The 23,762-nt window shown below is 66.1% G+C and carries 25 protein-coding genes; 18 read left to right on the top strand and 7 right to left on the bottom strand.

Annotated elements, in window-relative coordinates; all coding sequences use genetic code 11:
• Positions 1 to 69: 69 nt before the first annotated feature.
• The 10 genes from AC07NK_RS07145 to AC07NK_RS07100 all read left to right on the top strand — a co-directional run bounded on the left by AC07NK_RS07145 (position 70) and on the right by AC07NK_RS07100 (position 7,368).
• Positions 70 to 891: an alpha/beta hydrolase gene (locus tag AC07NK_RS07145; protein WP_495169894.1), complete on the top strand. Its 822-nt coding sequence runs from the start codon at positions 70 to 72 to the stop codon at positions 889 to 891.
• A 150-nt stretch (positions 892 to 1,041) separates the two neighbouring features.
• Positions 1,042 to 1,362: a DMT family transporter gene (locus AC07NK_RS07140; RefSeq protein WP_495169893.1), complete on the top strand. Its 321-nt coding sequence runs from the start codon at positions 1,042 to 1,044 to the stop codon at positions 1,360 to 1,362.
• Between the two features lie 78 nt (positions 1,363 to 1,440).
• The gene (locus tag AC07NK_RS07135; protein WP_495169892.1) at positions 1,441 to 2,934 is read left to right on the top strand and encodes a L,D-transpeptidase family protein; all 1,494 of its coding nucleotides are present in this window, start codon (positions 1,441 to 1,443) and stop codon (positions 2,932 to 2,934) included.
• A gap of 22 nt (positions 2,935 to 2,956) precedes the next feature.
• Positions 2,957 to 3,265 (top strand): hypothetical protein, encoded by a 309-nt coding sequence (locus AC07NK_RS07130; protein WP_495169891.1) that lies wholly within the window; start codon positions 2,957 to 2,959, stop codon positions 3,263 to 3,265.
• A 103-nt stretch (positions 3,266 to 3,368) separates the two neighbouring features.
• Complete coding sequence (gene yfiR, locus AC07NK_RS07125) at positions 3,369 to 3,899, top strand: regulatory sequestration protein YfiR (RefSeq protein WP_495169890.1); 531 nt, start codon at positions 3,369 to 3,371, stop codon at positions 3,897 to 3,899.
• A complete protein-coding gene (gene dgcN / locus AC07NK_RS07120; RefSeq protein WP_495169889.1) occupies positions 3,896 to 5,116 on the top strand; it encodes a diguanylate cyclase DgcN/YfiN in 1,221 nt (406 codons plus the stop codon). Before yfiR ends, dgcN begins: the two co-directional genes overlap by 4 nt.
• Positions 5,116 to 5,607 carry an outer membrane lipoprotein YfiB gene (yfiB, locus tag AC07NK_RS07115; RefSeq protein ID WP_495169888.1) on the top strand — a complete coding sequence of 164 codons (492 nt, stop codon included), beginning with the start codon at positions 5,116 to 5,118 and terminating at the stop codon, positions 5,605 to 5,607. The genes dgcN and yfiB overlap by 1 nt, the downstream gene beginning before the upstream one ends.
• 314 nt (positions 5,608 to 5,921) lie before the next feature.
• Complete coding sequence (gene rplJ, locus AC07NK_RS07110; RefSeq protein ID WP_495169887.1) at positions 5,922 to 6,437, top strand: 50S ribosomal protein L10; 516 nt, start codon at positions 5,922 to 5,924, stop codon at positions 6,435 to 6,437.
• A gap of 54 nt (positions 6,438 to 6,491) precedes the next feature.
• Positions 6,492 to 6,869 (top strand): 50S ribosomal protein L7/L12, encoded by a 378-nt coding sequence (gene rplL / locus AC07NK_RS07105; RefSeq protein ID WP_495169886.1) that lies wholly within the window; start codon positions 6,492 to 6,494, stop codon positions 6,867 to 6,869.
• Positions 6,870 to 6,969: 100 nt separating this feature from the next.
• On the top strand, positions 6,970 to 7,368 hold the full coding sequence (locus tag AC07NK_RS07100; RefSeq protein WP_495169885.1) for a hypothetical protein: 399 nt from the start codon (positions 6,970 to 6,972) through the stop codon (positions 7,366 to 7,368).
• On the opposite strand, the gene AC07NK_RS07095 is transcribed toward AC07NK_RS07100, so the two are convergent.
• From AC07NK_RS07095 to AC07NK_RS07075, 5 genes are all read right to left on the bottom strand, one after another.
• A complete protein-coding gene (locus AC07NK_RS07095; protein ID WP_495169884.1) occupies positions 7,365 to 8,492 on the bottom strand; it encodes a hypothetical protein in 1,128 nt (375 codons plus the stop codon). The genes AC07NK_RS07100 and AC07NK_RS07095 overlap by 4 nt on opposite strands.
• Before the next feature lie 161 nt (positions 8,493 to 8,653).
• Positions 8,654 to 9,985: a hypothetical protein gene (locus AC07NK_RS07090; RefSeq protein ID WP_495169883.1), complete on the bottom strand. Its 1,332-nt coding sequence runs from the start codon at positions 9,983 to 9,985 to the stop codon at positions 8,654 to 8,656.
• 198 nt (positions 9,986 to 10,183) lie between these two features.
• Positions 10,184 to 11,593: a M16 family metallopeptidase gene (locus tag AC07NK_RS07085; RefSeq protein ID WP_495169882.1), complete on the bottom strand. Its 1,410-nt coding sequence runs from the start codon at positions 11,591 to 11,593 to the stop codon at positions 10,184 to 10,186.
• Position 11,594: 1 nt separating this feature from the next.
• Positions 11,595 to 13,013, bottom strand: coding sequence for a M16 family metallopeptidase (locus AC07NK_RS07080; RefSeq protein WP_495169881.1), 1,419 nt, complete (start codon positions 13,011 to 13,013; stop codon positions 11,595 to 11,597).
• A 61-nt stretch (positions 13,014 to 13,074) separates the two neighbouring features.
• Positions 13,075 to 13,830 (bottom strand): competence/damage-inducible protein A, encoded by a 756-nt coding sequence (locus AC07NK_RS07075; RefSeq protein ID WP_495170346.1) that lies wholly within the window; start codon positions 13,828 to 13,830, stop codon positions 13,075 to 13,077.
• Between the two features lie 46 nt (positions 13,831 to 13,876).
• Here AC07NK_RS07075 and AC07NK_RS07070 point away from each other — a divergent pair, with 46 nt between their 5' ends.
• The 4 genes from AC07NK_RS07070 to AC07NK_RS07055 all read left to right on the top strand — a co-directional run bounded on the left by AC07NK_RS07070 (position 13,877) and on the right by AC07NK_RS07055 (position 17,082).
• Positions 13,877 to 14,818 (top strand): MBL fold metallo-hydrolase, encoded by a 942-nt coding sequence (locus AC07NK_RS07070; RefSeq protein ID WP_495169880.1) that lies wholly within the window; start codon positions 13,877 to 13,879, stop codon positions 14,816 to 14,818.
• Positions 14,815 to 15,642, top strand: a complete 828-nt coding sequence (gene map, locus AC07NK_RS07065; protein WP_495169879.1) for a type I methionyl aminopeptidase — start codon at positions 14,815 to 14,817, stop codon at positions 15,640 to 15,642. Before AC07NK_RS07070 ends, map begins: the two co-directional genes overlap by 4 nt.
• On the top strand, positions 15,642 to 15,824 hold the full coding sequence (locus AC07NK_RS07060) for a hypothetical protein (RefSeq protein ID WP_066576812.1): 183 nt from the start codon (positions 15,642 to 15,644) through the stop codon (positions 15,822 to 15,824). Before map ends, AC07NK_RS07060 begins: the two co-directional genes overlap by 1 nt.
• A gap of 133 nt (positions 15,825 to 15,957) precedes the next feature.
• Complete coding sequence (locus AC07NK_RS07055; protein WP_495170345.1) at positions 15,958 to 17,082, top strand: BaiN/RdsA family NAD(P)/FAD-dependent oxidoreductase; 1,125 nt, start codon at positions 15,958 to 15,960, stop codon at positions 17,080 to 17,082.
• A 15-nt stretch (positions 17,083 to 17,097) separates the two neighbouring features.
• On the opposite strand, the gene AC07NK_RS07050 is transcribed toward AC07NK_RS07055, so the two are convergent.
• Positions 17,098 to 18,912: a DUF885 domain-containing protein gene (locus tag AC07NK_RS07050; RefSeq protein WP_495169878.1), complete on the bottom strand. Its 1,815-nt coding sequence runs from the start codon at positions 18,910 to 18,912 to the stop codon at positions 17,098 to 17,100.
• Between the two features lie 306 nt (positions 18,913 to 19,218).
• On the opposite strand from AC07NK_RS07050, the gene AC07NK_RS07045 reads away from it, so the two are divergent.
• Both AC07NK_RS07045 and glnA read left to right on the top strand, forming a co-directional pair.
• The gene (locus AC07NK_RS07045; RefSeq protein WP_495161501.1) at positions 19,219 to 19,557 is read left to right on the top strand and encodes a P-II family nitrogen regulator; all 339 of its coding nucleotides are present in this window, start codon (positions 19,219 to 19,221) and stop codon (positions 19,555 to 19,557) included.
• Between the two features lie 71 nt (positions 19,558 to 19,628).
• A complete protein-coding gene (glnA, locus tag AC07NK_RS07040) occupies positions 19,629 to 21,041 on the top strand; it encodes a type I glutamate--ammonia ligase (RefSeq protein ID WP_495169877.1) in 1,413 nt (470 codons plus the stop codon).
• Between the two features lie 87 nt (positions 21,042 to 21,128).
• On the opposite strand, the gene AC07NK_RS07035 is transcribed toward glnA, so the two are convergent.
• Positions 21,129 to 21,755 (bottom strand): TetR/AcrR family transcriptional regulator, encoded by a 627-nt coding sequence (locus AC07NK_RS07035; RefSeq protein WP_495169876.1) that lies wholly within the window; start codon positions 21,753 to 21,755, stop codon positions 21,129 to 21,131.
• Between the two features lie 98 nt (positions 21,756 to 21,853).
• Here AC07NK_RS07035 and AC07NK_RS07030 point away from each other — a divergent pair, with 98 nt between their 5' ends.
• Positions 21,854 to 22,591, top strand: coding sequence for a 3-oxoacyl-ACP reductase family protein (locus AC07NK_RS07030; RefSeq protein WP_495169875.1), 738 nt, complete (start codon positions 21,854 to 21,856; stop codon positions 22,589 to 22,591).
• Positions 22,588 to 23,748: an MFS transporter gene (locus AC07NK_RS07025; RefSeq protein ID WP_495169874.1), complete on the top strand. Its 1,161-nt coding sequence runs from the start codon at positions 22,588 to 22,590 to the stop codon at positions 23,746 to 23,748. The genes AC07NK_RS07030 and AC07NK_RS07025 overlap by 4 nt, the downstream gene beginning before the upstream one ends.
• The last annotated feature ends 14 nt before the right edge of the window (positions 23,749 to 23,762 follow it).

Below are 23,762 nucleotides of genomic sequence, written 5' to 3'. Positions count from 1 at the left end.
ACCCATAGTGGATTCGCGTTCGTTACGGGTGCGTGATAGCCTCCGCGCTTCCTTTCCCCGGAGGCGCGCATGTCCGAAGAGCGGATCACTCACCCCGATGGCACCGGTATCAATCTGCATAGCTGGCCCGCGAGCGGCGCGCCCAAAGCGGTGGTCTTGCTCCAGCACGGCTTCAACGCGCACGGTGCGCATCTGAGCTGGGCTGCCGAGCAGCTGAATGCCGCCGGCTATGCCTGTTATGCGGTCGATCTGCGCGGGCGCGGTAAATCGGATGGGGAACGCTTCTTCGTCGATGATTTCGACAAATACCTCTCCGACCTCCAGCTCGCGTTCGATCGCGCGCGCGCCGAGCATCCCGGCCTGCCGATCTTCCTGATGGGCCACAGCGCCGGCGGGGTGATCGCCACCCGCTATGCGCTGCGCCACCAAAGCGAGCTCAAAGGGCTGATCTGCCACAGCTTCGCGTTCCGCGTGCCCGCGCCGCGCTTCCTGCTCAACCTGCTGCAATGGCTCAGCAGCCCGTTCCCGCGGCTCAAGGTACTCAAGCTCAAGAATGCGGATTTCTCGCGCGATCCGGCGTGGGTCGCGATGATGAACGCCGATCCGCTGATTGCCGACGAGAACCAGCCGGCCAAGACGGTGGGCGAGATGTGGAAGGCCGACAAGGTGCTGGAGGCCTCCTTCCCGAAGATCACCCTGCCGGTCCTGATCATCCACGGGACGCAGGATCACGCGACCCTGCCTGCCGGCAGCCAGATGTTCTTCGACAATGCCGGATCGGCGGACAAGACGCTCAAACTCTATGACGGCCATTATCACGACCTGCTCGCCGATACCGGCAAGGAAGGGGTGATGGCGGACATTCGCGGCTGGATCGACGCGCGGGTCTGAACCCGACGGTTAGCGCTAACCCTTGACTGACGGATATTGCGCCGCCAAATGCGCCGCACAACGCCGGTCGCTGACCGGCTCCATGCGCCGCCTCTTTCGGGTTTCCGGCCTGCGCGTGATGATACGAGCCCGCGACAGACTGGAAGTCTTATGGCGTGGGTCATCCTCGGCATTGCCGTTGTTACGGAAATCATCTGGGCGCTCAGCCTCAAATGGGCGGCGGGCGCCTCGACTTGGCACGCGTCGCTCGTTCCGGTGACGCTCAGCTTCGTCAACATGGCGCTGCTCGGCCTCGCGATGCGCGATCTGCCCGCGGGCACCGCTTATGCGATCTGGACCGGATTGGGCGCGGTCGGCGTGATCCTGATGGGGATCATGTTGTTCGGCGACCGCGTGTCGCTGGTGCAGGCCGGGTTCATGGCGTTGATTGTTATCGGAGTCGCGGGAACAAAAGCTTTCGCTCCGGCTTGAGCATCCCGGGCTGGGGACGGGTGACTTTCACGTGCGCGGCCTCTATCATTGGGCTTCGGTGAAAGGATAATGCTTTAGATGTTCGGACGATCGCGGTCGCATGGTGTTGCGGCGCTGCCCCTGCTCGGTCTTGCCCTCGGTGCGCCTGCGCTTGCGCAGCAGGTGCCCGTACCCCGGGCCACAGCCACGACGGCCCCGGCATCCCCGCAAGTCGCTCCCCCGCCGGTCCAGATCACCCCGGTCCAGATCCCGCTGCCGGTCCTCAGCCCGGAGCAGGCGCAGCAGGTCCGCCGCCTGATCGTGCAGGGCCGGATCGCGCAGGGGCTGCGTTATTCGACCGCCGAGGCCGAAGTGCTGCCCGCCGACGATCAGGGTCTGGTGCGCGCCGCGCTCGACTATGCCCGCGCGATCCATATCGGCCGCCTCGACACCGCCGACTTCCAGGAGGATTGGGCGCTGCGCCCCGCTGCCTGGGATCCGCTCCCCGGTTTTGCCAAGGCGGTCGCCGACAACAAGCTGTCGCAATGGTTCGCTGGTCTGACGCCGCAGTACGAAGGCTATGACAACCTTCGCAAGGGCCTCGCCCGCTATCGCCGGATCGAAACCACGGGCGGCTGGACCAGCATCGCCGCCGGCCCGGATCTGACCGTCGGGTCGAGCGGTCCGCGCGTCGCAGCGCTCCGCACGCGCCTCGCGGTCGAGGACAGCGAAATCACGGGCGCCGGCGACAAGTTCGACGCCGCGCTCAAGGAAGCCGTGGTCCGCGCCCAGCGCCGCTACGGTCTTGCCCCCACCGGCACCGTCTCCACCGGCACGCTTGCCGGGCTCAACGTCCCCGTCTCAAGCCGCATCCGCCAGATCATGGCGAATATGGAGCGGTGGCGCTGGATGCCCAAGGAGATGCCGGTCGACCGCATTCAGGTGAACATCGCCGCGGCACAGGTCGCGGTGTTCGAGGGCGATCGTCCGGTGATGTCGATGCGTGGCGTAACCGGCAAGCCCGGCGGCGGCGAGACGCCGATGCTCCAGTCGAGCATTCATTCGGTCGTGCTCAATCCGCCGTGGAACGTCCCCGCGGGCATCGCCCAGCGCGAATTGTTCCCCAAGGGCGCGGCCTATCTGGCGCGCAACGGGTTCAAGGTGATCGGCACCGGCGCCAGCCGCCGCCTGCAGCAGTCGCCGGCGCAATCGGCGCTCGGCCGGTACAAGTTCGACTTCAACAACCCGTTCGCGGTCTATCTCCACGATACGCCGAGCAAGGGCACCTTCTCGCGCTTCGACCGGCTCGCCTCGCATGGCTGCATCCGGCTCGAACGCCCGGATGACCTGGCGCGCCTGCTGCTCGAGGGCAGCACGCAATGGACCTCCGAAGCGATCGACGGGGCGCTGGCCAAGGGCGACACGGTACGCGCTGCGCTGCCCAACCAGGTCGCGGTGTACCTGCTCTACTGGACCGCCTATGCGAGCGGCACCGGCACGATGAACTTCCGCGGCGACCCCTATGGCTGGGACAAGACGCTCGCGACCAAGATCGAGAAGCGCTCCGCCGCCCAGGCGCTGGCTGCGCGCTGAACCTGTTTTCACGGAGAACCCAATGACCCGCCGCCTTCCGCTTGCCGCCGCCCTCCTCGCCGCCACCGCGCTCGCCGCATGCTCGGGCGGTTCGGACGCGCCCGATACGCCGGTGAACAACGGCGATAATGAGGTCGAGGTAATCGACGAGGCGCCGACACAGAATGTCGTGGAGCCCGAGCCCACGCCCACCCCCTCGCCGACGCCCGCACCGATCGTCCAGGACGACCGTGCGACCGACGAGCAGGTGCAGGACGATGCCGACGCGGTCGGCATGACCGCACGTCTGCCGCGCGATCAGAGTGGCAACGAAACCGCTCCGGTGGAGTGACGTTACCCGCTCTGGTTAACGGGAATCTGGTCAATCCGGGTTTGATACGCTAACGACACGCTATTGAGTGGAGCGGGTATCCGAACCGCTCGGGGGAAGTGGTGTGACGTTGACGGTGGCGCTCATTGCGATGGGCGCGAGTGTATCGATCGGTTTGAACGGCCTGATTGCCGAAACGCGCGTTCCGCCCGGCCAGCAAGACGTTATCGTCGCGCGTACCGTCGGTGGCATGATCAGCTATACCCGCTGGCCCGAGCCGCGCCCTGTGGTACGGCTCTGCGTCAGCGGCGCCACGACGTATACAAAGGGCTTTGGCCGCATTGGTCAGAGTAGCGGCCGGCAGGTGGTCACCCAGGTCGTCGCGCCCGGCGGCGCCACACAGGGCTGCGACGTTCTCTATTTTGGGACGCTCGCCGACGCGGACCGCCAGCGGATGCTGCGCTCGATACGCGACCTGCCTGTACTGTCGATCGCCGAAACCGATCCTGCATGCCGCGGCGGCACCATCTTCTGCCTGCGCATCCTTCCCGACCGGGTCGGCTTCCGGATGAGCATCGATGCGGTTTCACGCAGCGCAGTGCGGATCGACCCGCGCGTCCTGCGGATTGCCCTGCCCGATGGAGGCGCGTCATGAGCGAGGTCGCCGGCCTCCCCTCGCTGCGCCGTGTGCTCGCGCGGATGCACCTGCGCGTGACGCTGTTCGCGGTGGGTCTTACCGGCCTGACCGTGCTGCTCGCTGGTTTCGCCGCGATCGGCGCCTATGCAAGCCAGAACCTCCACCTGATCGGGCGTTCGGCGGGCTATACCGCCGCGCCTGCTATCGTGTTCGACGACCCGGTCGCGGCGCGGCAGAGCATCACCCCGCTTCTCGAAGCCGGCGTGGCCGGGATCGCCCTGCTCAAGCCCGACGGGACCGTCCTCGCCGCGGTTGAGCGCGAGGGCGAGGACAGCTCCATCGCCCGCTGGATCGCCGACCGGCTGTTCTTCTCCGCGCCGATCGAAGAACCGGTCATCCATCTCGGCACCCGGATCGGATCGGTGCGCGTGCATGGCGAAGGCAGCGCCGTCGCCAGCTACATCCGCGATGGCATTCTTGGCACATTGGTCTGTCTGGTACTGACCGGCCTCGCCGCATGGCTGCTCTCGCGGCGGCTGCGCGCCGACATCGTCGAGCCGCTCAATGCGATCGCCGACGCCGCGCATCTGTTCCGCCGCGACGAGACGCTCGACGCGCGCGTGCCACCGGCATCGATCCGCGAGGTCGAAGCGCTGCGCACGGACTTCAACGCCTTGATCGCCGAGCTTGGCGACTGGCGCCAGCATTTGCGCCGCGAGAACGAGACGCTGAACCACAAGGCGAGCCACGACGCGCTGACCAGCCTTCCCAATCGCGCGCAGTTCGAGCGGCGGGCGGCGGAGATGATGGCGGAAGCGCGCGCCGGCGACGCGAGCTTCGTCCTGCTCTACGCCGATGCCGACGGCTTCAAGCCGATCAATGATCGCCACGGCCATGCCGCAGGTGATCTGGTACTGGTCGAGACTGCCGCGCGTATCCGCAGCTGCCTGCGCGCGCGCGACGTCGCGGCACGGCTGGGCGGCGACGAATTTGCAGTGTTGCTCGCAGCACCCAGCGGCGCGGACGCTGCCGAACGCGTGACCAGCGAGATCGCCGCTCGCCTGGCGCAACCCATCCGGCTGCCTTCGGGCGCAGCGGTGACGATGACGCTGAGCATCGGCGCCGCAATCTATCCGGGCGACGGTCAGGATATGACCACGCTCATCAACCGGGCGGATGCGGCGATGTATGCCGCCAAGGGAAGCCTCCGCGCCCGTGAACAGGGAGTTTCGTGATGCCGTCGTTCGTGCGTACCAGTCTGCTCCTCGCGCTCGCAGCGCTCGTCCTTGGCGGCTGCCAGATGTCGAAGGACAAATCCCCCTGGACCCGTGCCCAGCGCGCAGTGTTCGTTGAGGAGGGCTTTGCGCAGACCGATCGTGGCTGGGAATTCAGCATCAACGACCGCTTGTTGTTCGAGACCGACGACAGCACCGTGCTTCCCCAACAGGTCGGATCGATCCGCCGCATTTCCGGCCGCCTGCTCGGTGTCGGGATCCGCCATGCCGCGGTCGAGGGTCACGCCGACGGCTCCGGCGGTGCCGAACACAACCAGCGCCTGTCCGAACGCCGTGCCGCCGCGGTGGCAGAGGTGCTGGTCGGGAGCGGCTTCGCGCAGTCCGCGGTCTCCACCGCGGGCCTTGGCGACCGCTTTCCGGTCGAAAGCAACGCCACCGTCGAGGGCCGCCGCGAAAATCGCCGCGTCGTCATCCTGATCGCCACGCCCTGATCCGGGCAACCTCCCGCCCCTCCGGTTGACTTTCACGCCATAGCCGCTATTGGCGCGCCTTCGCGTGGCCGGCTTGCCGGTCGTGCGTACCGTCCGAGACAGTGGGTGACCGGGTTTGCCGGTCTTAATTTCCCGCCAAGACGGGGACAGAGATTTATACCGGGTCCTTCCGTGCGATGGAGTGTCCGGGTCAGCCCGCCGGAGCAGTCCGGCCCTGACGATCATGCCCCTCGGACGAGGGGGTTGGGCATCCGCCCTGCCCTCGGCGTAACCGGCTCCAGCCCTTTGGGTTGGGGTATTTTGAGGAGACCGGCATGGATCGTGCTCAGAAGACCGAAGCCGTTGCCGAGCTGAACCGTACCTTCAACGAGGTCGGCGTGGTGGTCATCACCCGCAACCTCGGGATGACCGTCAAGCAATCGACGGACCTCCGCAACAAGGCACGCGAAGCCGGTGCGAGCTACAAGGTCGCAAAGAACCGCCTTGCCAAAATCGCGCTCGACGGCACCGATTATTCGGTGCTTTCGGACCTGCTCGTAGGTCCGACTGCGCTTGCCACGTCGAACGACCCCGTTGCTGCTGCAAAGGTCGTCGTCGATTTCGCCAAGACCAACGATCGTATCGAGATCGTCGGCGGCGCGATGGGAAGCCAGCTGCTCGACGCGGAAGGCGTGAAGGCACTCGCCTCGCTGCCCTCGCTGGATGCACTGCGTGCCAAGCTCGTTGGTCTTATCGTCGCCCCGGCGACCAAGATCGCGACCATCACCCAGGCTCCCGCGGCGCAGATCGCGCGCGTGCTCTCGGCATATGCGGAGAAGGAAGCCGCCTGAGGCGGCGTTCTTTCGCGACGTTATTTCGAACCAATCTGACTGAAGGAATTATACATGGCTGACCTGAACAAGCTCGTCGACGCTCTCTCGGAGCTGACCGTCCTCGAAGCCGCTGAGCTGTCGAAGCTGCTCGAAGAGAAGTGGGGCGTTTCGGCTGCTGCTGCGGTTGCAGCTGCTCCGGCCGCTGGCGGCGGCGCCGCTGCCCCGGCTGCTGAAGAGCAGACCGAGTTCGACGTGATCCTCACCGGCGACGGTGGCAAGAAGATCAACGTCATTAAGGAAGTCCGCGCCATCACCGCGCTCGGCCTGACCGAAGCGAAGGCTCTCGTCGAGGGCGCGCCGAAGGCCGTCAAGGAAGGCGTGTCGAAGGACGAAGCCGAGAAGCTCAAGAAGCAGCTCGAGGAAGCCGGCGCGACCGTCGAGATCAAGTAATCTCGAACGGCTGCACCCGCAGTCTTCAAGAAGGGGCGGTCCGGCAACGGGCCGCCCTTTTCTGTTGGCCCGACGGCGACCGCGGCCTAGGCATCGAAGCATGACCGAGGCCGCAACCGATCCAGCTCCCTTCCCCGCCAGCGTGGGACTTGGCGGAGATAGCGACGAGATCGCCGCGATCGAGGAGATCGAAGCCGAGTTCGGTGTGATGCTGGACTATGCCGATGCGCCGCAATGGCACACGGCGGGCGACGTGTTCCGCTCGCTGCTTGCGCAACTTCCTGCCGAACAATCGGACAACCCCGATACCTGGGACCGTTTCGTCCGCGCGCTTACCGATCAGAGCGGTATCGATCCTGCGGAGATTACACCGGACAGCCCGCTGATCGAAGAAGGGCAGATCTGGCGCGGCCTTGGCGCGGTGTCACGCATGCTGCTTCTGTTGGCAATCGGTATGGCGCTGGTCGTCATCCTCGGCGCCGTCATGCTCGCGCGCTAGACCTTGGGTACGTAGCGCTTCGCGGCGAGCCGCCCGAACCCCTCGCCCGCACGCTCGACCCAGAGCGGTCCCAGCCGGTCGCTCCCCGCCGCCGGCGCGGTGCCGACCATGAAGGAGTCGCGCAGCGTGCGGATGCTCAGCCCTGCATACCATTTGAGCGATATCGGCACGATCGGCACGAACATCGGCTTGCCCTGCACGGTCACCACCTTCATCTGGTCGCCGGGCAGAGTGACCTGAGCGTTGACCATCTGCACGGTGCCGGGGGCGACGCTGAACGGCTCCGATCCCGCCGCAATCCGCGCCGCGCCGTGGAAGTTGGCGATCTGCGCGTCCTGCTCCGCATTGGCGCCGAGCAGCCCAAGTACGGCGCGGATATTGTCCGCAGGCTCGGCCCCGCGATTCTGGATGAACAACTCAAGGTCCAGCGTCACCATTCCATCGCTGATCGCTGCGCGCACCGGACGAATTTCGGTCACCAGCGGCCCGTCCGGCGGCGGGACCGGCGGTACGGCGGACGCTGCCGGAGCAGGAGCCGCTGCCGGAGCCACCGGTGCAGCTGGCCGGACGGGCACCGTCGGCATCTTGTGACCAAGAGGTGGCGGACCGGGCGTCGGCGGCGAAACCGCGATCACCTCGTGAGCGGCCTCTCCGTCAGCCTCCGCATCGTCGCGGCGGCGGCGGCGGAGCAGCGCGAGCGTGCCCACGCCGATTACCAATAGCAGCGCGCCGCCCAGCGCTGGCCAGAGCCAGGCGGGACGACCTGACACGGGCGCGGGCTGTACGGTGTCGATCGGCGTCTGCGCTTGTGCGGGAGTTCCCGAAGCCAGGGGTAGCGGCGACGCAGGCAGCGGGGTCGCTTCTGGAGCGCGCGGCACGGCGGTTGCCGAAGGATCAGGCGCCTCGACCGGCGCGCGAACCGGCCGCGGCGTTGCAGCACGGGTCGCTGTCGGCGACGGAATCGGGATCGGCTGGACAATCGGCACCGGAGACGGAGCCGGCGTCGGCGCCGCGGTGGGACGTGGCGTCGGGGTCTGACCCGACGGCGGCAGATCGAAGTCCGGAACCGGCGGCGTGATGACGGTCGGCGCCGTCTGCGCGGCGGCCGGCGCGGCGAGAAGCATCAAGGGGATCAGCGCGGTCGTCGCGCGAAGAGAAAACGCAGTCACGCGCCGCCCGTTAGCATGATGCGCATGAACCGGGGCACCAAAAAATGCGTACAACCGGGCGTAAAACAGGCCCGCTCCACCGCGCCGGGGCGGTGGAGCGGGCCGCAGCTCCTGCCTCAAACCTTGGCCGGGACGCTGTGCAGGCGGGCCTCGATGTCGGCATACATCGCCGGATCGTCCTGCAGCGCGATCGGGACGAGATGCTCGCCGCCATTGACGCGGCCGATGGTAAAGGCGGCGGCCGTACGCCCCTCGCTTCCATCCGGCAGACGATAGCGCGCATCTGCGATCAATACGGGCGTGAAGCCCTTATCGCCCTCGCGCGTGTCGGCGTCGACCTGCTCGCGCGGCAGGGTCACCGCGGCATTGAGGCGCGTACCGTCGCCCGGCTCGATTCGCTCGGCGGGAACGACCTGGTCCGCGGGCGGATGCATGAGCAACTGCTCGATCTCGGCCGGCGCTGCATGGTTGCCGCCCAGCATGAATGCGCCGATGCGCACATCTTCAGCGGGCACGCCGCCCGCATTGGCGACAGTCAGCTCGAACTCGACCATCGCACCGCGGCGGCTCATCCCCGCACGCGTCGGACGCATCGCAAGCTCGAGTTGCGGACGCCCGCCCTGCGGCTTCGCACCACCCAGCACCGCGTTGATATCGGCCGCATCCGGTGCGACGAGTTCCGCATTCTCAAGCGCGGGCTGCGGCTCGTCGCTGTTCGCATCGGGCGCGGCCGGTTCGGCGCGCCTGATTTCGGGCTCAAGACGCGGCGCGACGAAGATCGGGGCAGCCGCAACCGGATCGGCAGCACGCGGCAGCGGCGCAGGCGCGCGTTCCGGTATGGGCTGCACAGCGACCGGTTCGGCCTGATAAGCGACCTCAACCTCGTCGTCGCCACGGCGGCGGAGGAGCAGGAATGCGGCGATCGCGGCAGCGGCAAGGCCGACTGCAGCCAGAATGAGCCACAGCGTACCGCCCCCGGTATCATTTGCGGGTTCGGGGGCAACCGCAGTCTCGGCGGGGGCTTCAACCGGAGCGATCGTCTCTGCAGGCGGCGGCGCAAGCTCGGCCGGAGCGGGCGTGCTGGGCACCGCCGCGACGGGCGCTGCGGCTTCGGGCGCGGTCACCGGGAGAGGTGCTGCAGCGGGACGTGCCGGAGCCTCGGCACGCGGTGCAGGCCGGGCAGCGCGAGGCTGGGCACGGGTCGCAGTCCGTTCGGTCCTTGCGACCGCGGCACGCTCGCGCGCTTCCTGCTGCGCCGCCTCGGCGACACCGGGCGCAATCCGGGTACGCGATTCGCCCGGTGCAGTCTGTGCCACCGGAGCCGATACCGGCGCCACCGGAGCAGGTGCCGGAGCGGGTGCCTGCTGGGCGGGCACTAGCACGGTCGGCGGGGTCACCGTCTCCTGCGCCAGCGCGGTTGCGGGAAGGGCAGTGGCCGCAAGAAACACGGCGATTGCCCGGCGGTGCGCATGACGCGCTCGGTTGATGTGTTGGGTCATAACGGGAGTTCAATGAATGGAACCCGCGATTCGCCGCGCCCCCGGCTCACAATTGCGGCGAGCCGTTGATTGACGCCGCTCAAATGAAAAACGGGAGCGGTATCGTACCGCCCCCGTTTCATTTCACTTCAATATCTGAATATTTGTTCAGGGAACGGTCACTGTCTTGAACTCGACACCCTTCAACTCCGGAAGTTCCTGAAGCTGTGGCGTAACGACCTTCAGGTCACCCACAACCACCAGCGTCAACTTATCGATCGGCAAGTTCTTCGCCGCATCGCTGATCTGCGCCGGGGTCACCGCGAGCGTTGCGGGGACATATTTGTCCATCCAGTCGCGCGGCAGGCCAAGCGAGTCCCGCGTCGCGAGCGAGTTGACCAGCGCGCCCGGGGTCGAGTTCTGAATCACGAACAGGCCCGCCATATACTGGCGCATGCCGGCCGCTTCCTCGTCGCCCGGTGGGGTCGCCTGCAGCGTGCGGATCTCGTGGAACACTTCCTTGAGCGCCGGACCGGTCACCGTGGTCGTCACGTCGGCGTTGAACGTCCACACCGCGTTGGTCGGATAGAAAGCGAGGCTCGATCCCGGCGAATAGGTATAGCCCTTCGCCTCGCGGATGTTGCGGGTGATGCGCGAGCTGAACGCCCCGCCCAGCAGCGCGTTGGAGACCCGCATCGGGATATCGCCCTGCGTCCCTGCGTTCGGTGCGGGATAGGCGATGCTGAACGTCGATTGCGGCGCGCCCGGTCGGTCGATCAGCAGCACCTGCGGACCCGGCTTCGGGCTCGGTGGCAGCGACAGCCGATCCGGACCCGCGGCCCAGCCGCCAAACGCCTTCTGGACCGCCGCCTTCACCGCCGCCGCATCGAACTTGCCGGCGATATAGAGATGCGAACGCTTCGCCCCGAAATTCGCCGCGTGCCACGCCTTGACCTGCGCAGTGGTGTACGCGCCGAACTGCTGCGGCGTCGGCAGCACCCGGCCATAGGGATGGCCGGTGCCATAATAAGCCCGGTCGAGCGCTGCATCAGCGAGCGTCCCCGGCTGGCTCAGCGCCACCGCAAGGCGGCGGTTCCAGTTCGCCTTGACCCGCGCCAGTTCGCTATCGGGATAGCCCGGCTTCTGCGCGACATCGGCGACCAGCGCGATCGCGTCCGCCGCACGCTCGGACAGCACGTTGAGCGTCACCGACGAGCTTTCGAGCGTCGAATTGGTGGCGAGCCCGCCGCCCATGTCGGCGGCCTTCTGCGCGATCTGCGCGCCGGTCATCCCGGCCGCGCCTTCCTTCATCATGTCGACGGCGAGCAGCGCCAGCCAGGTATTCTCGCCCTCGTTGAGCGACCCGGCATAGGTCTGCAGCGACACCACCACCTTCGGCGCGACGCCATAGGGGACCAACGTCACCTTCATGCCGTTGGCCAGCGTGAAGGTCTCCGAAGCCGGAACCGTGAACGCCTTTGGCGCCGGGATCGGCGGGGGCGTGGTCGGAAGCTCCTGCGCCAACGCGGGGCCAGCGAGCAGCGTTGCAGCCATCAGGCTTGCGATCATGCGGCGCATCTTACTTGGCTCCCGCGGGCTTGGGCGCAGCGGCGGGCGCCGCACCGGGATCGATCGCATAGATCGAACGGTTGGTGGAACGCAGATACTCCTGCGCGGTCTTCTGGATCAGCGCCGGCGTCACCTTGGCAAAGCCGTCCTCGATCGTGTTGACCTTCTTCGGGTCGTTGTCGAACAGCGCGTACACCGCGAGCAGGTCAATGAGGCCGATGCGTCCGGTCCCGTCGATCGTCGAATAGAGGGACGAACGCATCTTGGTCCGCGCGCGCGCCAGTTCCTCGGCGGAGACCGGCTTGGTACGCAGATCCTCGATCACGCTGTCCACCGCTGCCTTGATCTCGTCGCGGCTGCGATTGGCGTCATGCGTGAAGTTGAAGCTCCACAGCATCGGCCCCTGATAGTTGAACATCGTGCCCAGCGGGAAATTGATGCCCCCGCCCACCTCGCCGGCGATGCCGGTCTCGGCGACCAGCTTGCGATAGAGGCGGCTGTCCTGCCCCTTGACCAGCATCTGGTCGATCAGGCCCATCGCATACCATTCGGGCGTGCCGCGCGCGGGGACGTGATAGCCCGCCGCCCAGCCCGGCTTGGGCGCAAGGCGATCGACGCGGCTCTTGAACTTCTCCGCGGTCTGGCGCGGCTCGCTGATGTCGGGCAGCTTGACCGGCGCCGACTTGGCCATCCAGCCGAAATATTTGTCGACCATCGCGCGCGTCGCCGCATAGTCGATGTCGCCCGCGACGACGAGCACGGCGTTGGACGGCTTATAGAAGGCGTCGTGGAACTGGGTGGCATCGGCCACCGTCGCCGCCTCGATCTCCTTCAGGTCGCCGTAGAAGTTATGGCTGTTGTACCAGTTGGTGTTCGCCAGCATCGGCAGGTCGATCCACGGCCAGGTCGAATAGGGCTGATTGAGGACGTTGACCTTAACCTCATTGCCGACGACGCCCTGCTGGTTCTTCAGCACCTCGTCGTTGATCACCGGGCTCGCCATGCGATCCGCCTCGAGCCACAGCATCCGCTCGAGCGCGTTCGACGGGACTACCTCGAAATAATTGGTGAAGTCGAAGCGCGTCGATCCGTTGAGGATGCCGCCGGCATTGCTGATCGTGCCGATATGCACGCCCTTGGGCGCGTTCTTCGAACCCTGGAACAACAGATGCTCGAACAGATGGGCAAAGCCGGTGCGCTCGCGCGGCTCGATGCGGAAGCCGATGCCGTAATAGACCCCGACCGTGACGGTGGGCGAGATCGTGTCCTTCGCCAGCACCACGCGCAGCCCGTTGGGCAGCGTGTAATATTGCATCTCGACCGACAGCTTCTGCGGCGCCTGACGCGCCGCCGCGGGCGCTGCCGTCAGGCCGAGCGGCAATGCCGCCCCAGCCAGCGCAAGCGCCGCCACCCATCGCTTCGTCTTCATGAGAACCCCCTAACTGATACCGTGTGTTACGATATCAGCACAGCACGTCACGTAAAGGGGGCTAGATACCCCCTTTGACGACTTCGTATCCCGCTGCGGAGAGCCGCGCGCCAAGCTCGGCAGTGCAGGCATCGACCAGCGCCGCATCGGTCGCGCGGACGACGAAATTCGCACCTGTCCGGCCTTCGCGGAAAAAGGGATAGCTGCCGATCGCGACGCCCTCGAACGCCCGTTCGGTGTCGCCGAGCAGTCCGGCGATCTCGCTTTCCGCGGCCCAACTGCCGATCGTCGCGCTCACCACGGGCCGCCCGCCCTCAAGCGTGCCGGTCAGCGCGTCGAGCATCCCCGCCGTGATGTGCGGCACCCCAGCCAGGATGAAGAGGTTGCCGACGCGGATGCCCGGCGCGCCCGACATGCGGTTGGGGATCAGGTCGGCGCCGTCGGGCACGCGCGCCATGCGCAGCCGCGCCTCGGTCAGCCCGCCGCGCGTCTCGTAATAACGCTCCATCAGCGCGCGCGCCTCCGGATGAACCACCACCGGCACCCCCAGCGCTGCGGCGATCGCATCGACGGTAATGTCATCATGCGTCGGCCCGATTCCGCCGGTGGTGAAGCAATAGTCGTAGCCCGCACGGATCGCGTTCACCGCGTCGACGATGCGTTCCTGCACATCGGGCACGACGCGCACTTCGGCCAGCTGGATGCCCTGAACGTTGAGCCACACCGCGACTTGCGCGACGTTCTTATCCTGCGTGCGACCCGAGAGAATCTCATCGCCGATCACCACCAGTCCCGCGGTCCAGATACGCTCGCTCATGGCGGTGGCATAGACGGATGCAGCCTCCCCGCCTAGCGTCGCCGTCATGCTATCCGCCCTCGCCGCACTCGCGCTCGCCGTCACCAATTGTCAGACCGAGCTGGTCGTGCTCGGCACCTCGCAGGATGCGGGCACACCCCAGATCGGCCGCAATACCGATCCCGCCTGGCGCGATCCGAAGCTTCGCGCCTGGGCCGCCTCGCTCGCGCTGATCGATCACACGAGCGGCCGCCGCTATCTGTTCGATGCGACGCCGAACCTGACCGATCAGCTCCACTGGCTCGACACGCATCAGCCGAAACGAACGCCGGGCCTCGGCATCGATGGCATCTTCCTGACGCACGCGCACATGGGTCACTATACCGGCCTGATGTTCCTCGGCCGGGAAGCCGCGAACGCGCGTGGCGTTCCCGTCTATGCGATGCCGCGCATGGCCGGGTTCCTCAGGGAGAACGGCCCGTGGAGCCAGCTCGTCGCACTCGACAATATCGCGCTACGCCCGCTCGCCGCGAATACCGCAACACAGCTGCCCGGCGGAATCTCGGTCACACCCTATCTCGTCCCCCATCGCGACGAATATTCGGAGACGGTCGGCTTCGTCATCAAGGGCGGCGGGCGCAGCGCGCTCTATCTTCCCGATCTCGACAGCTGGGATAAATGGGACCGGCGGCTTGAGGATGTGCTGGCGGAGGTCGACGTCGCCTATGTCGACGGCACCTTCTTCGACGATAATGAGCTTGGCGATCCGGCGCGGATGAAGAGCGTGCCGCACCCGCGCGTTGCCGACACCGCCGCACGCCTCGCCAAACTCCGCCCCGATCTCGCCGCCAAGGTCCGCTTCATCCATCTCAACCACAGCAACCCGGCCCGCTTTACAGGCTCGAAGCAGCGCCGCGGGATCGAGCGCGACGGTCTCGGCTTTGCGCGGCTGGGCGAGCGCTACTGCCTCTCGCAACCGCGCGCCAAAACGCCTATATCGCGCCGATGACCGAATATGTTGCCGTAACCGAAGACACGAATTTCGCCCGCGACGGGTCGATCAAGCTCTATGGTCCCGACGGGTTCGCCGGGATGCGCGCCGCCGGCCGCCTCGCCGCGGATATTCTTGACGCGCTGGTGCCGCATGTCGTGCCCGGCGTGACGACGCAGGAGCTGGACGACATCGTCCGCAAGATGACGATCGACGGCGGCGCGGTGCCCGCGACGCTGGGCTATCGCGGCTACACGCATAGCTGCTGCATCAGCATCAACCATGTCGTCTGCCACGGCATCCCAAGCCCGAAGACGCTCAAGGACGGCGATATCGTCAATATCGACGTGACCCCGTTGCTCAACGGCTGGCACGGCGACACCAGCCGCATGTATCTTGTCGGCGACGTGCCGCTCAAAGCAAAGCGCCTCGTCGACGTCACCTATGAATGCCTGATGCTCGGGATCGAGATGGCCCGGCCCGGCAACACGATGGGCGATGTTGGTCACGTTATCCAGAAATATGCCGAGAAGCACCGCTACGGCGTGGTCCGTGATTTCTGCGGACACGGCCTCGGCCGCGTGTTCCATGACGCCCCCGAGGTCGTTCATGTCGGCCGCCCCGGCACCGGCCCGGAACTCCGCCCCGGCATGTTCTTCACGATCGAACCGATGATCAATATCGGCCGTCCCGATGTGAAGCTGCTCGACGACGGCTGGACGGCGGTGACGCGCGACCGCTCGCTTTCCGCGCAGTTCGAGCATTCGATCGGCATCACCGAGGACGGGTGCGAGATCTTCACGCAGAGCCAGCGCGGCCTGCACCAGCCCCCGTACGCGTAATGGCCGAGGGTAAATTCGAGCGTCACCGCCAACCCTGGCGTACCGACGAGGTGCAGAAGCTGCACACGCTCGCCAAGAAGGGCATGGCGCTGAAGGCGATCGCCAAGGCGCTGACCCGCAGCGAGGAATCGGTCAAGGACCGCGCCAAGGCCGACGGCCTGTCAATCGCGAAGCTGCGCTAGGTCCCTCCCCCACACGCACCCCGAGCCGTCACCCCGGCCTTGTGCCGGGGTGACGGTTAGTCTGGAGGCTCCACTGACTTCTTCACCCAACACCTACGACGCGGTCATCCTCGGCGCGGGCGCCGCGGGCCTGATGTGCGCCCTCACCGCCGGTCAGCGCGGTCGCCGCGTGCTGCTGATCGACCATGCCGATCAGGTCGGAAAGAAGATCCTGATATCGGGCGGTGGACGGTGCAACTTCACCAATCTCGGCATCGCGCCCGATCGCTATCTCTCCGCCAACCCGCATTTCGCCAAGTCGGCGCTGCGCCGCTACACCCAGCATGACTTCATCGCCTTGGTCGATCGCTACGGCATCGCCTGGCACGAGAAGACGCTGGGCCAGCTCTTCTGCGACGGTAGCGCGAAGCAGATCGTCGCGATGCTGCTCGCCGAATGCGAGGCGAGCGGGGTCGAGATCGCGCTCGGCCACGCGGTCCGCGACGTGTCGCATACCGCTGGCCAGTATCGCGTGACGGTCGGCGAGCGCGCAGCCACCGCCCCTGCCCTCGTCCTTGCTACCGGCGGGCCTTCGATCCCGAAGATGGGCGCCACCGGCTTCGCCTATGACCTCGCGCGCAAATTCGGGCTCAAGGTGGTCGAGCCGCGCCCGGCGCTGGTGCCGCTGACGCTCGGCGGAGACGAAGTGCTGTTCCGCGAGCTCTCCGGCGTCGCCGCCCCGGTCGAGGCGCGCGCGGGCAAGGCGAAGTTTCGCGAGGCGGCCTTGTTCACGCATCGCGGCCTCTCCGGCCCGGCAATCCTCCAGGTCAGTTCCTATTGGCGGCACGGCGAGCCGGTCGAGATCGACTTCCTGCCCGGACGCGGCTCCAGCTGGCTCACCGATGCCAAGCGCGCCCAGCCGCGCGCCACCTTGCGCAAGCTGCTCGGCGAGGTCCTGCCTAACCGCCTCGCCGACACGCTCGCCGACCAGCTGGCTCTCGACACCGAGCTCGCGAACACCGCCGACAAGAAGCTGGACGAGGCCGAGCGCCGCCTCGCCGCGTGGCGCTTCCACCCCAACGGCACCGAAGGCTATGCCAAGGCCGAGGTGACGATCGGCGGCATCAGCACCGCGGGCCTGTCATCCCAGACGATGGAAGCGCGCGACGTCCCCGGCCTCTACGCGATCGGCGAAGCGGTCGATGTCACCGGCTGGCTCGGCGGCTACAACTTCCAATGGGCCTGGGCGAGCGGTTGGGCGGCGGGTCAGGCGCTCTAACCCGCCCACTACGCATCACTTCGCCGACTCGATCCAGTCGTCGACCTTCTTCTCCAGCACCGGCATCGGCAGCGCGCCGGTGTCGAGCACCACGGCATGGAAGGCGCGGGGATCGAACTTGGCGCCCAGCGCCGCCTTCGCCTTGGCCTTCGCTTTGAGGATCGTCAGCTGGCCGACCTTGTACGCCAGCGCCTGTCCCGGCATCGCGATGTAGCGCTCGACCTCGGCGATCGCGTCGGTCTTCGGCATCGGCGAGTTGGCGAGCATATAGTCGATCGCCTGTTCGCGGCTCCAGTTCTTGGCGTGGAGGCCGCTGTCGACCACCAGCCGCATCGCGCGCAGCATCTCGTCGCTGAGGCCGCCCATCCGCTGGTACGGCTCCACCGCGACGTCGAGTTCCTTGTACAGCGTCTCGGCATAGAGCGCCCAGCCTTCAACGAACGCGGTATTCCCGCCGAAGCGCATGAACGCCGGCAGCTTGTCGTTCTCCTGCGCCAGGCTGATCTGGAAGTGATGCCCCGGCACCGCTTCGTGCAGGTAGAGCGTCTCCATGCCCCAAGTGTAGCGCACCGGCAGGTCGTGGGTGTTGTAAAAGAACACGCCGGGCCGCGACCCGTCCGGAGTGCCCTGGACATAGCTGCCGGCCGCATCGCCCTCGGCGCGATAGTCGGGCACCGGCCGGATCTCGAGCGGGGTCTTGGGGATCAACGAGAATTGCTCGCGCACGCGCAGGTCCACGCGCTTACCGATCGCCTCATAGCCCTCGCGCAGCGCTTCGGCGCTCTTGGGCTGGAAGCGCGTGTCGGTGCGCAGGAAGGTGAAGAATTCGGGCAGCGTGCCGGTAAAGCCGACCGCCTTCTTCTGCGCCTCCATCTCCGCCAAGATGCGTTTCACCTCGGACAGGCCGAGATTGTGGACATAGTCCGCGGTCAGCGGCAACGTCGTGTTGCTCTCGATCGCGTAATTGTACACCGCCGCGCCGCCGGGCAGCGCCGAGGTGCCGACGCTGTCGCGCGCGGCCGGAAGGTATTCGTTGGCGAGGAAGTCGCGCATCTTCTTGTGCGCCGGGATGATCACGTCCCGGATCTGCGCGGCATAGGCGGCGCGCAGCCGCGTCTGGTCGGCTTCGCTCACGCCTTCGGGGAACTTCTTGACCGGCGCGTAGAACACCGACTCCTCGACGCCCTGAGCGATCAGCTTGTCGAACTGTCCGATCATGTTGCGCACGACCAGCTTGGGCTGGACAATCTTGCGCTTCATCCCTTCGCGGAACAGCCCGATCACCCGGTCATAGGTCGCGGCATATTCGACGTTGCGCTTCAGGTTGTTGTCATAGTCGACAACGCTCTTGAACGGCGCGGCGCCCTGCCCCGATGCAAAGTCCGGATAGAAGGTCTGGAAACCGGTGAAATGGTCCATCGGCAGATATTTGCTCACGCCCATGATCGCGGGCGCGAAACCCTTGAGGCTGCGCTCCTGATCCACCTTGAATACGTCATAGGCGATCTTGCTGACGGCGCTGAGCTTGGTGCGGTCGATCCGCTTGAGCGCGGCCAGATCCTGCTCAGTCGCGGCTTTCTCCGCCGCGGTATAGGCATCGGTATAATAGTTGCCGAGCCTGTCGGCGTAGCGCAAATCGCCGCGGAAGATCGCCATCAGTGGCTGGCGCTTGAGCATCGCCTCGTCGCTGGCATGGAACAGCGCCTTGAGCCTGGCGTCCTCGGCGCTTTCGCCCGGCTGGGCGGCCGGGGCGTGCTGCGCAAGCGCGGGGGCGGAGAGAACGGCGCTGCCAGCAAGCAGGCCGGCAAGCATCAGGCGGGCGTAAAGCATATGGAGAAGTCCCCCGAACAGGTGTGATAGCAAACCGCTACACCCGGCCCATTCGGCCCGCAAGACTGCCCCGCAATCGCGCAGAATTCGGCGGCATCTGCTCATTTATCGGGCAGCTCAGGAGGCCCATTGCATCGCAGCCCAGCGGAATCGCGAGGCGGAGATTCTGGCACGCCTCGTGCAACCCGCGCGGTAAGGGGCGTTTCGCTTGATCCCACTGCCTGCCTTCGCCAGCATCGGCGCAGGACCGGGCGGAGTCGGGGCGAAGCAGAACAAGCCCCGCTTGAAACGAAGGAATGACAGGCCGTGAAAAAGATCGAAGCCATCATCAAGCCGTTCAAGCTGGATGAGGTGAAAGAGGCGCTGCACGAGGTCGGAGTTTCCGGCATCACCGTAACCGAAGCCAAAGGCTTCGGGCGCCAGAAGGGCCACACCGAGCTTTACCGCGGCGCCGAGTATGTCGTCGACTTCCTGCCCAAGGTGAAGCTGGAGGTTGTGGTCGAGGACGCGCTGACCGACCGTGTGGTCGAGGCGATCGCCACCGCCGCACAAACCGGCCGCATCGGCGACGGCAAGATATTCGTCACCGCGATCGAAACCGCGCTGCGCATCCGCACCGGGGAGCGCGACGACAACGCGATTTGAGTCACGTCATCGCAAGGTGACGCACCACCGTTATTTTCAAGAGATTTGAGTAAGAAAGGGGCTTGGTTCCAATGGCTAATACCGCCGCCGACATTCTGAAGATGGTCAAGGATCAGGAGATCGAGTGGATCGACCTGCGCTTCACCGACCCCAAGGGCAAGTGGCAGCATTTGACCATGGTGGCGAGCATCCTGGGCGAGGACGAGCTGACCGACGGCCTGATGTTCGACGGTTCGTCGATCGAGGGCTGGAAGGCGATCAACGAGTCCGACATGATCCTCAAGCCGGATCTCGACGCCGTCTGGACCGATCCGTTCAGCGCGACCCCGATGCTGATTCTGGTGTGCGACGTCGTCGAGCCTTCGACCGGTGAGCTCTATACCCGCGACCCGCGTTCGACCGCCAAGCGCTCGGAGGCGTATCTCCAGTCGCTCGGCATCGGCGACACCGTCTATGTCGGCCCCGAAGCCGAATTCTTCATGTTCGACGATGTCCGCTTCGAGAACACCTATTCCTCGAGCTACTATCAGCTCGACGATATCGAACTGCCGGGTAACTCGTCCAAGCAGTATGAGAGCGGCAATATGGGCCACCGCCCGCGCGCCAAGGGGGGCTATTTCCCCGTCGCGCCGGTCGACAGCGCCGTCGATATCCGTGGCGAGATGGTCTCGACCATGCTCGAAATGGGCCTGCCCTGCGACAAGCATCACCATGAAGTCGCCGCGGCGCAGCATGAGCTGGGCCTGACCTATGGCACGCTGGTCCAGACCGCCGACCGCATGCAGATCTACAAGTATGTCGTGCATCAGGTCGCGCATGCCTATGGCAAGACCGCGACCTTCATGCCCAAGCCGATCAAGGAAGATAACGGCTCGGGCATGCACACCCACTTCTCGATCTGGGATGGCGGCAAGCCGCTGTTCGCGGGCAACGGCTATGCCGGCCTGTCCGAGATGTGCCTCTACTTCATCGGCGGCGTGATCAAGCACGCCAAGGCGTTGAACGCCTTCACCAACCCGTCGACCAACAGCTACAAGCGTCTGGTCCCGGGGTATGAGGCACCGGTGCTGCTCGCCTATTCGTCGCGCAACCGCTCGGCGTCGTGCCGCATTCCGTACGGCACGGGCACCAAGGCGAAGCGCGTCGAGTTCCGCTTCCCCGACGCGCTGGCCAACCCGTATCTCTGCTACGCGGCGCTGCTGATGGCCGGCCTCGACGGCATCCAGAACAAGATCCATCCGGGCGACCCGATGGATAAGAACCTCTACGACCTTCCGCCCGAGGAACTGGCCGAAGTGCCGACCGTATGCGGTTCGCTCCGCGAGGCGCTCGACAGCCTCGAGGCGGATATGGACTTCCTGCTCAAGGGTGATGTGTTCAGCAAGGATCAGATCGAGGCCTATGTCGAGATCAAGCGTGCCGACGTCGCGCGCTGGGAAATGACTCCCAGCCCCGTCGAGTTCGACATGTATTATTCGTCATAAGACGAACCTGTTCCCAGGCGCCGCCTCTTCACGAAAGCGGCACCGGACAGCGAGACGCCCGGACCGAAAGGTCCGGGCGTTTTCGTGTCAGCTGTCCAGACGTCCGAAGCCACGCCAGCCGAGTACGCCACCCCGCGCTGCGGCTTCCAGTGCAGCGCGGCCCGCGCCGTCGCGCGCCAGCACCGACATCCCCGTCTGCACGCTCAACAGGAACGCCGCGGCGCCACGGACATCGAAGCCCGCCGGCAATTCGCCGTTCGCGACTGCGCGCGACATGCGGTCCGCAATCTCGTCCAGATTGGCGCGGCGGCGCTTGCGCAGCTCACCGTGTGCAGGATCGGTTTCATCCGCTCCATATTGAGTACCGAGCACGATCAGGCAGCCCGGCGGATCGCCGGGCGTCGAATAGGATTGCGCGGTCGCGAACAGGAACCCTGCCACCGCGGCATCGATCGTCGGTGCTTCATGCAGCGTGCGCCAGATCTCAGTGCCATGATGATCGGCATAATGCGCCACGGCTTCGCGGAACAACGCATGCTTGCTCCCGAATGCGGCATACAGGCTCGGCGCATTGATCCCCATCGCGCCGGTCAGGTCGGCGATCGAGGTGCCCTCATAGGTCTTGCGCCAGAACAGCAGCATCGCCTGCTCGAGCGCAGCAGTGCGGTCGAATCCGCGCGGTCGGCCGCGCTCCGCTCGTTCAATCTTCGCCACGCCGCCTCCTTTCTGTAGCGATCGATATAGAAAGTGGTTGACGGAGGAGCAAGCCGCTCCATATTTGTATCAACCACTACAGAAATGGAGATATGACGATGCGATTGGAAGGAAAGCGCGCGCTCGTGACCGGGGGCAGCCGTGGCATCGGCGCAGCGATCGCGCGGCGGCTGGCCGCGGACGGCGCGGATGTCGCGATCACCTACGCCGCCTCCGTCGATGCCGCCGGGGCGGTGGTCCGTGAGATCGAAGCGCTTAGCCGCAAGGCAATCGCAATCGCTGCAGACAATCGCAATGCCGCCGCGGTCGAGGCGGCGGTGAACGAAGCCGCGGCAGCGCTGGGCGGCATCGATATCCTCGTCAACAACGCCGGTATCTTCATCGCTGCACCGGTCGACGAGCTCAGCCTCGACGATTGGGATGCGACGATGGCGGTCAATCTGCGTGCCGCCTTTGTCGCGGTACGCGCGGTGCTGCCGCATATGGGCGAAGGCGGACGTATCATCGCGATCGGTAGCAACCTCGCGCTTCAGGCTCCCTCGCCCGGCCTTGCTGCCTATAGCGCCAGCAAGGCCGGAATCGCGATGTTGCATCAGGCGCTCGCCCGCGATCTTGCCCCGCGCGGGATCACGGTGAACACGGTCAATCCGGGATCGACCGATACCGACATGAACCCGGCCGATGGCGAACACGCGGCAGACCAGATCGCACTCACCGCGCTCGGCCGCTTCGGCACTGCGCAGGACATCGCCTCCGCCGTCACCTACCTCGCCTCTCCCGAAGCGCGATCGGTGACCGGAACTTCCCTGCTCGTCGATAGCGGCGCCAACGCATGAGCCGCATCACGGCTGCGCCGCTGATCTTCGGCGCAGCCGTGGTGGTCGCGGCCGAGTTCGTCGTGATCGGACTCATCCCTGCCCTGACTGGTGCGTTCGAGATTTCGCCTGCGCGAGTGGGTTGGCTGATCACTGGCTTCGCGCTGGCCTCCGCACTGTTTGGCCCACTCCTCACTGCCGCTACCGCCCGATTTCCAGCCACACCCGTGCTCGCACTGGCGCTGTTGCCGTTCGCGGCGAACCTGCTTCTGCTGGCATACCCAAGCTTTGCCCTCGCGCTGACGCTGCGCGTGCTACAGGGCGCGACGCTGCCGCTGTTCATGAGCGTCGCCGGCGCGCTGATCGGGCTTGAGCGCGGCGCTGGGCCGGGAATCGCGCTTCTCTATATCGGCGTCACCGTCGGCGGCACGCTTGCACCGACGGCAGGCAGTTTCGTTGCCGCCTATCTCGGATGGCAGGCCCCAATGGCGCTCATCGGCGCGCTGGCCCTGCTCGGCACAATGCTCTGCTTGAAGAGTGTGCCCCGGACATACGCCGATACAGCTGTCGCTCCGTGGCGTTTGCTCGCCCGCGCCCGGATTCAGAGCCACCTGCTGCTCTCCACGCTGGCATTTGCCGCGATGTTCACCGGGTTCAGCTACATCGCCATATTGCTCAGCCGCGCAGCGCTCACGCCCGAAGGCGTCGCGCTCGCCCTGCTCGGTTTCGGCGCCGCCGGTCTCGCCGGCAACTGGATCGCGGGGAGGCTTGAATCGTTCGTCCTCGCGGGAACCGTCGTCGCAGCGTTACTCACCGCAGCGATGGCGGGAATGATTTCCGCAGACATGAGTGTGTTCGCGACCGGCCTCGCAATCCTGCTCTGGGGCGCCGCACACGCAGCCGGATTCGTCTTCTGTCAGGTACGCGTGATGCAGGCTGCACCCGATGCGCCGGGCTTTGCCGGATCACTCAACATCTCTGCCGCCAATATCGGCATTGCGATCGGCAGCATCGCCGGTGGCCTGGCGCTGGAGCTGGGCGATACCCGCGGCGTCGCCATCACAGCTGGCATCCTCGCGCTTCTCGCCAGCGGCGCCGCGGGAGCGTGTCGTTCGCGCAACGTCACGCAATCGTCATCATATCGCAACCAAAGCGACACCGATATCGCGCCTGAGTGACATGCGGCCAGCCT

The sequence above is a fragment of the Sphingomonas sp. GW821-FHT09B04 genome, assembly GCF_059418285.1.
This window is presented reverse-complemented; position numbering and strand designations above follow the sequence as displayed.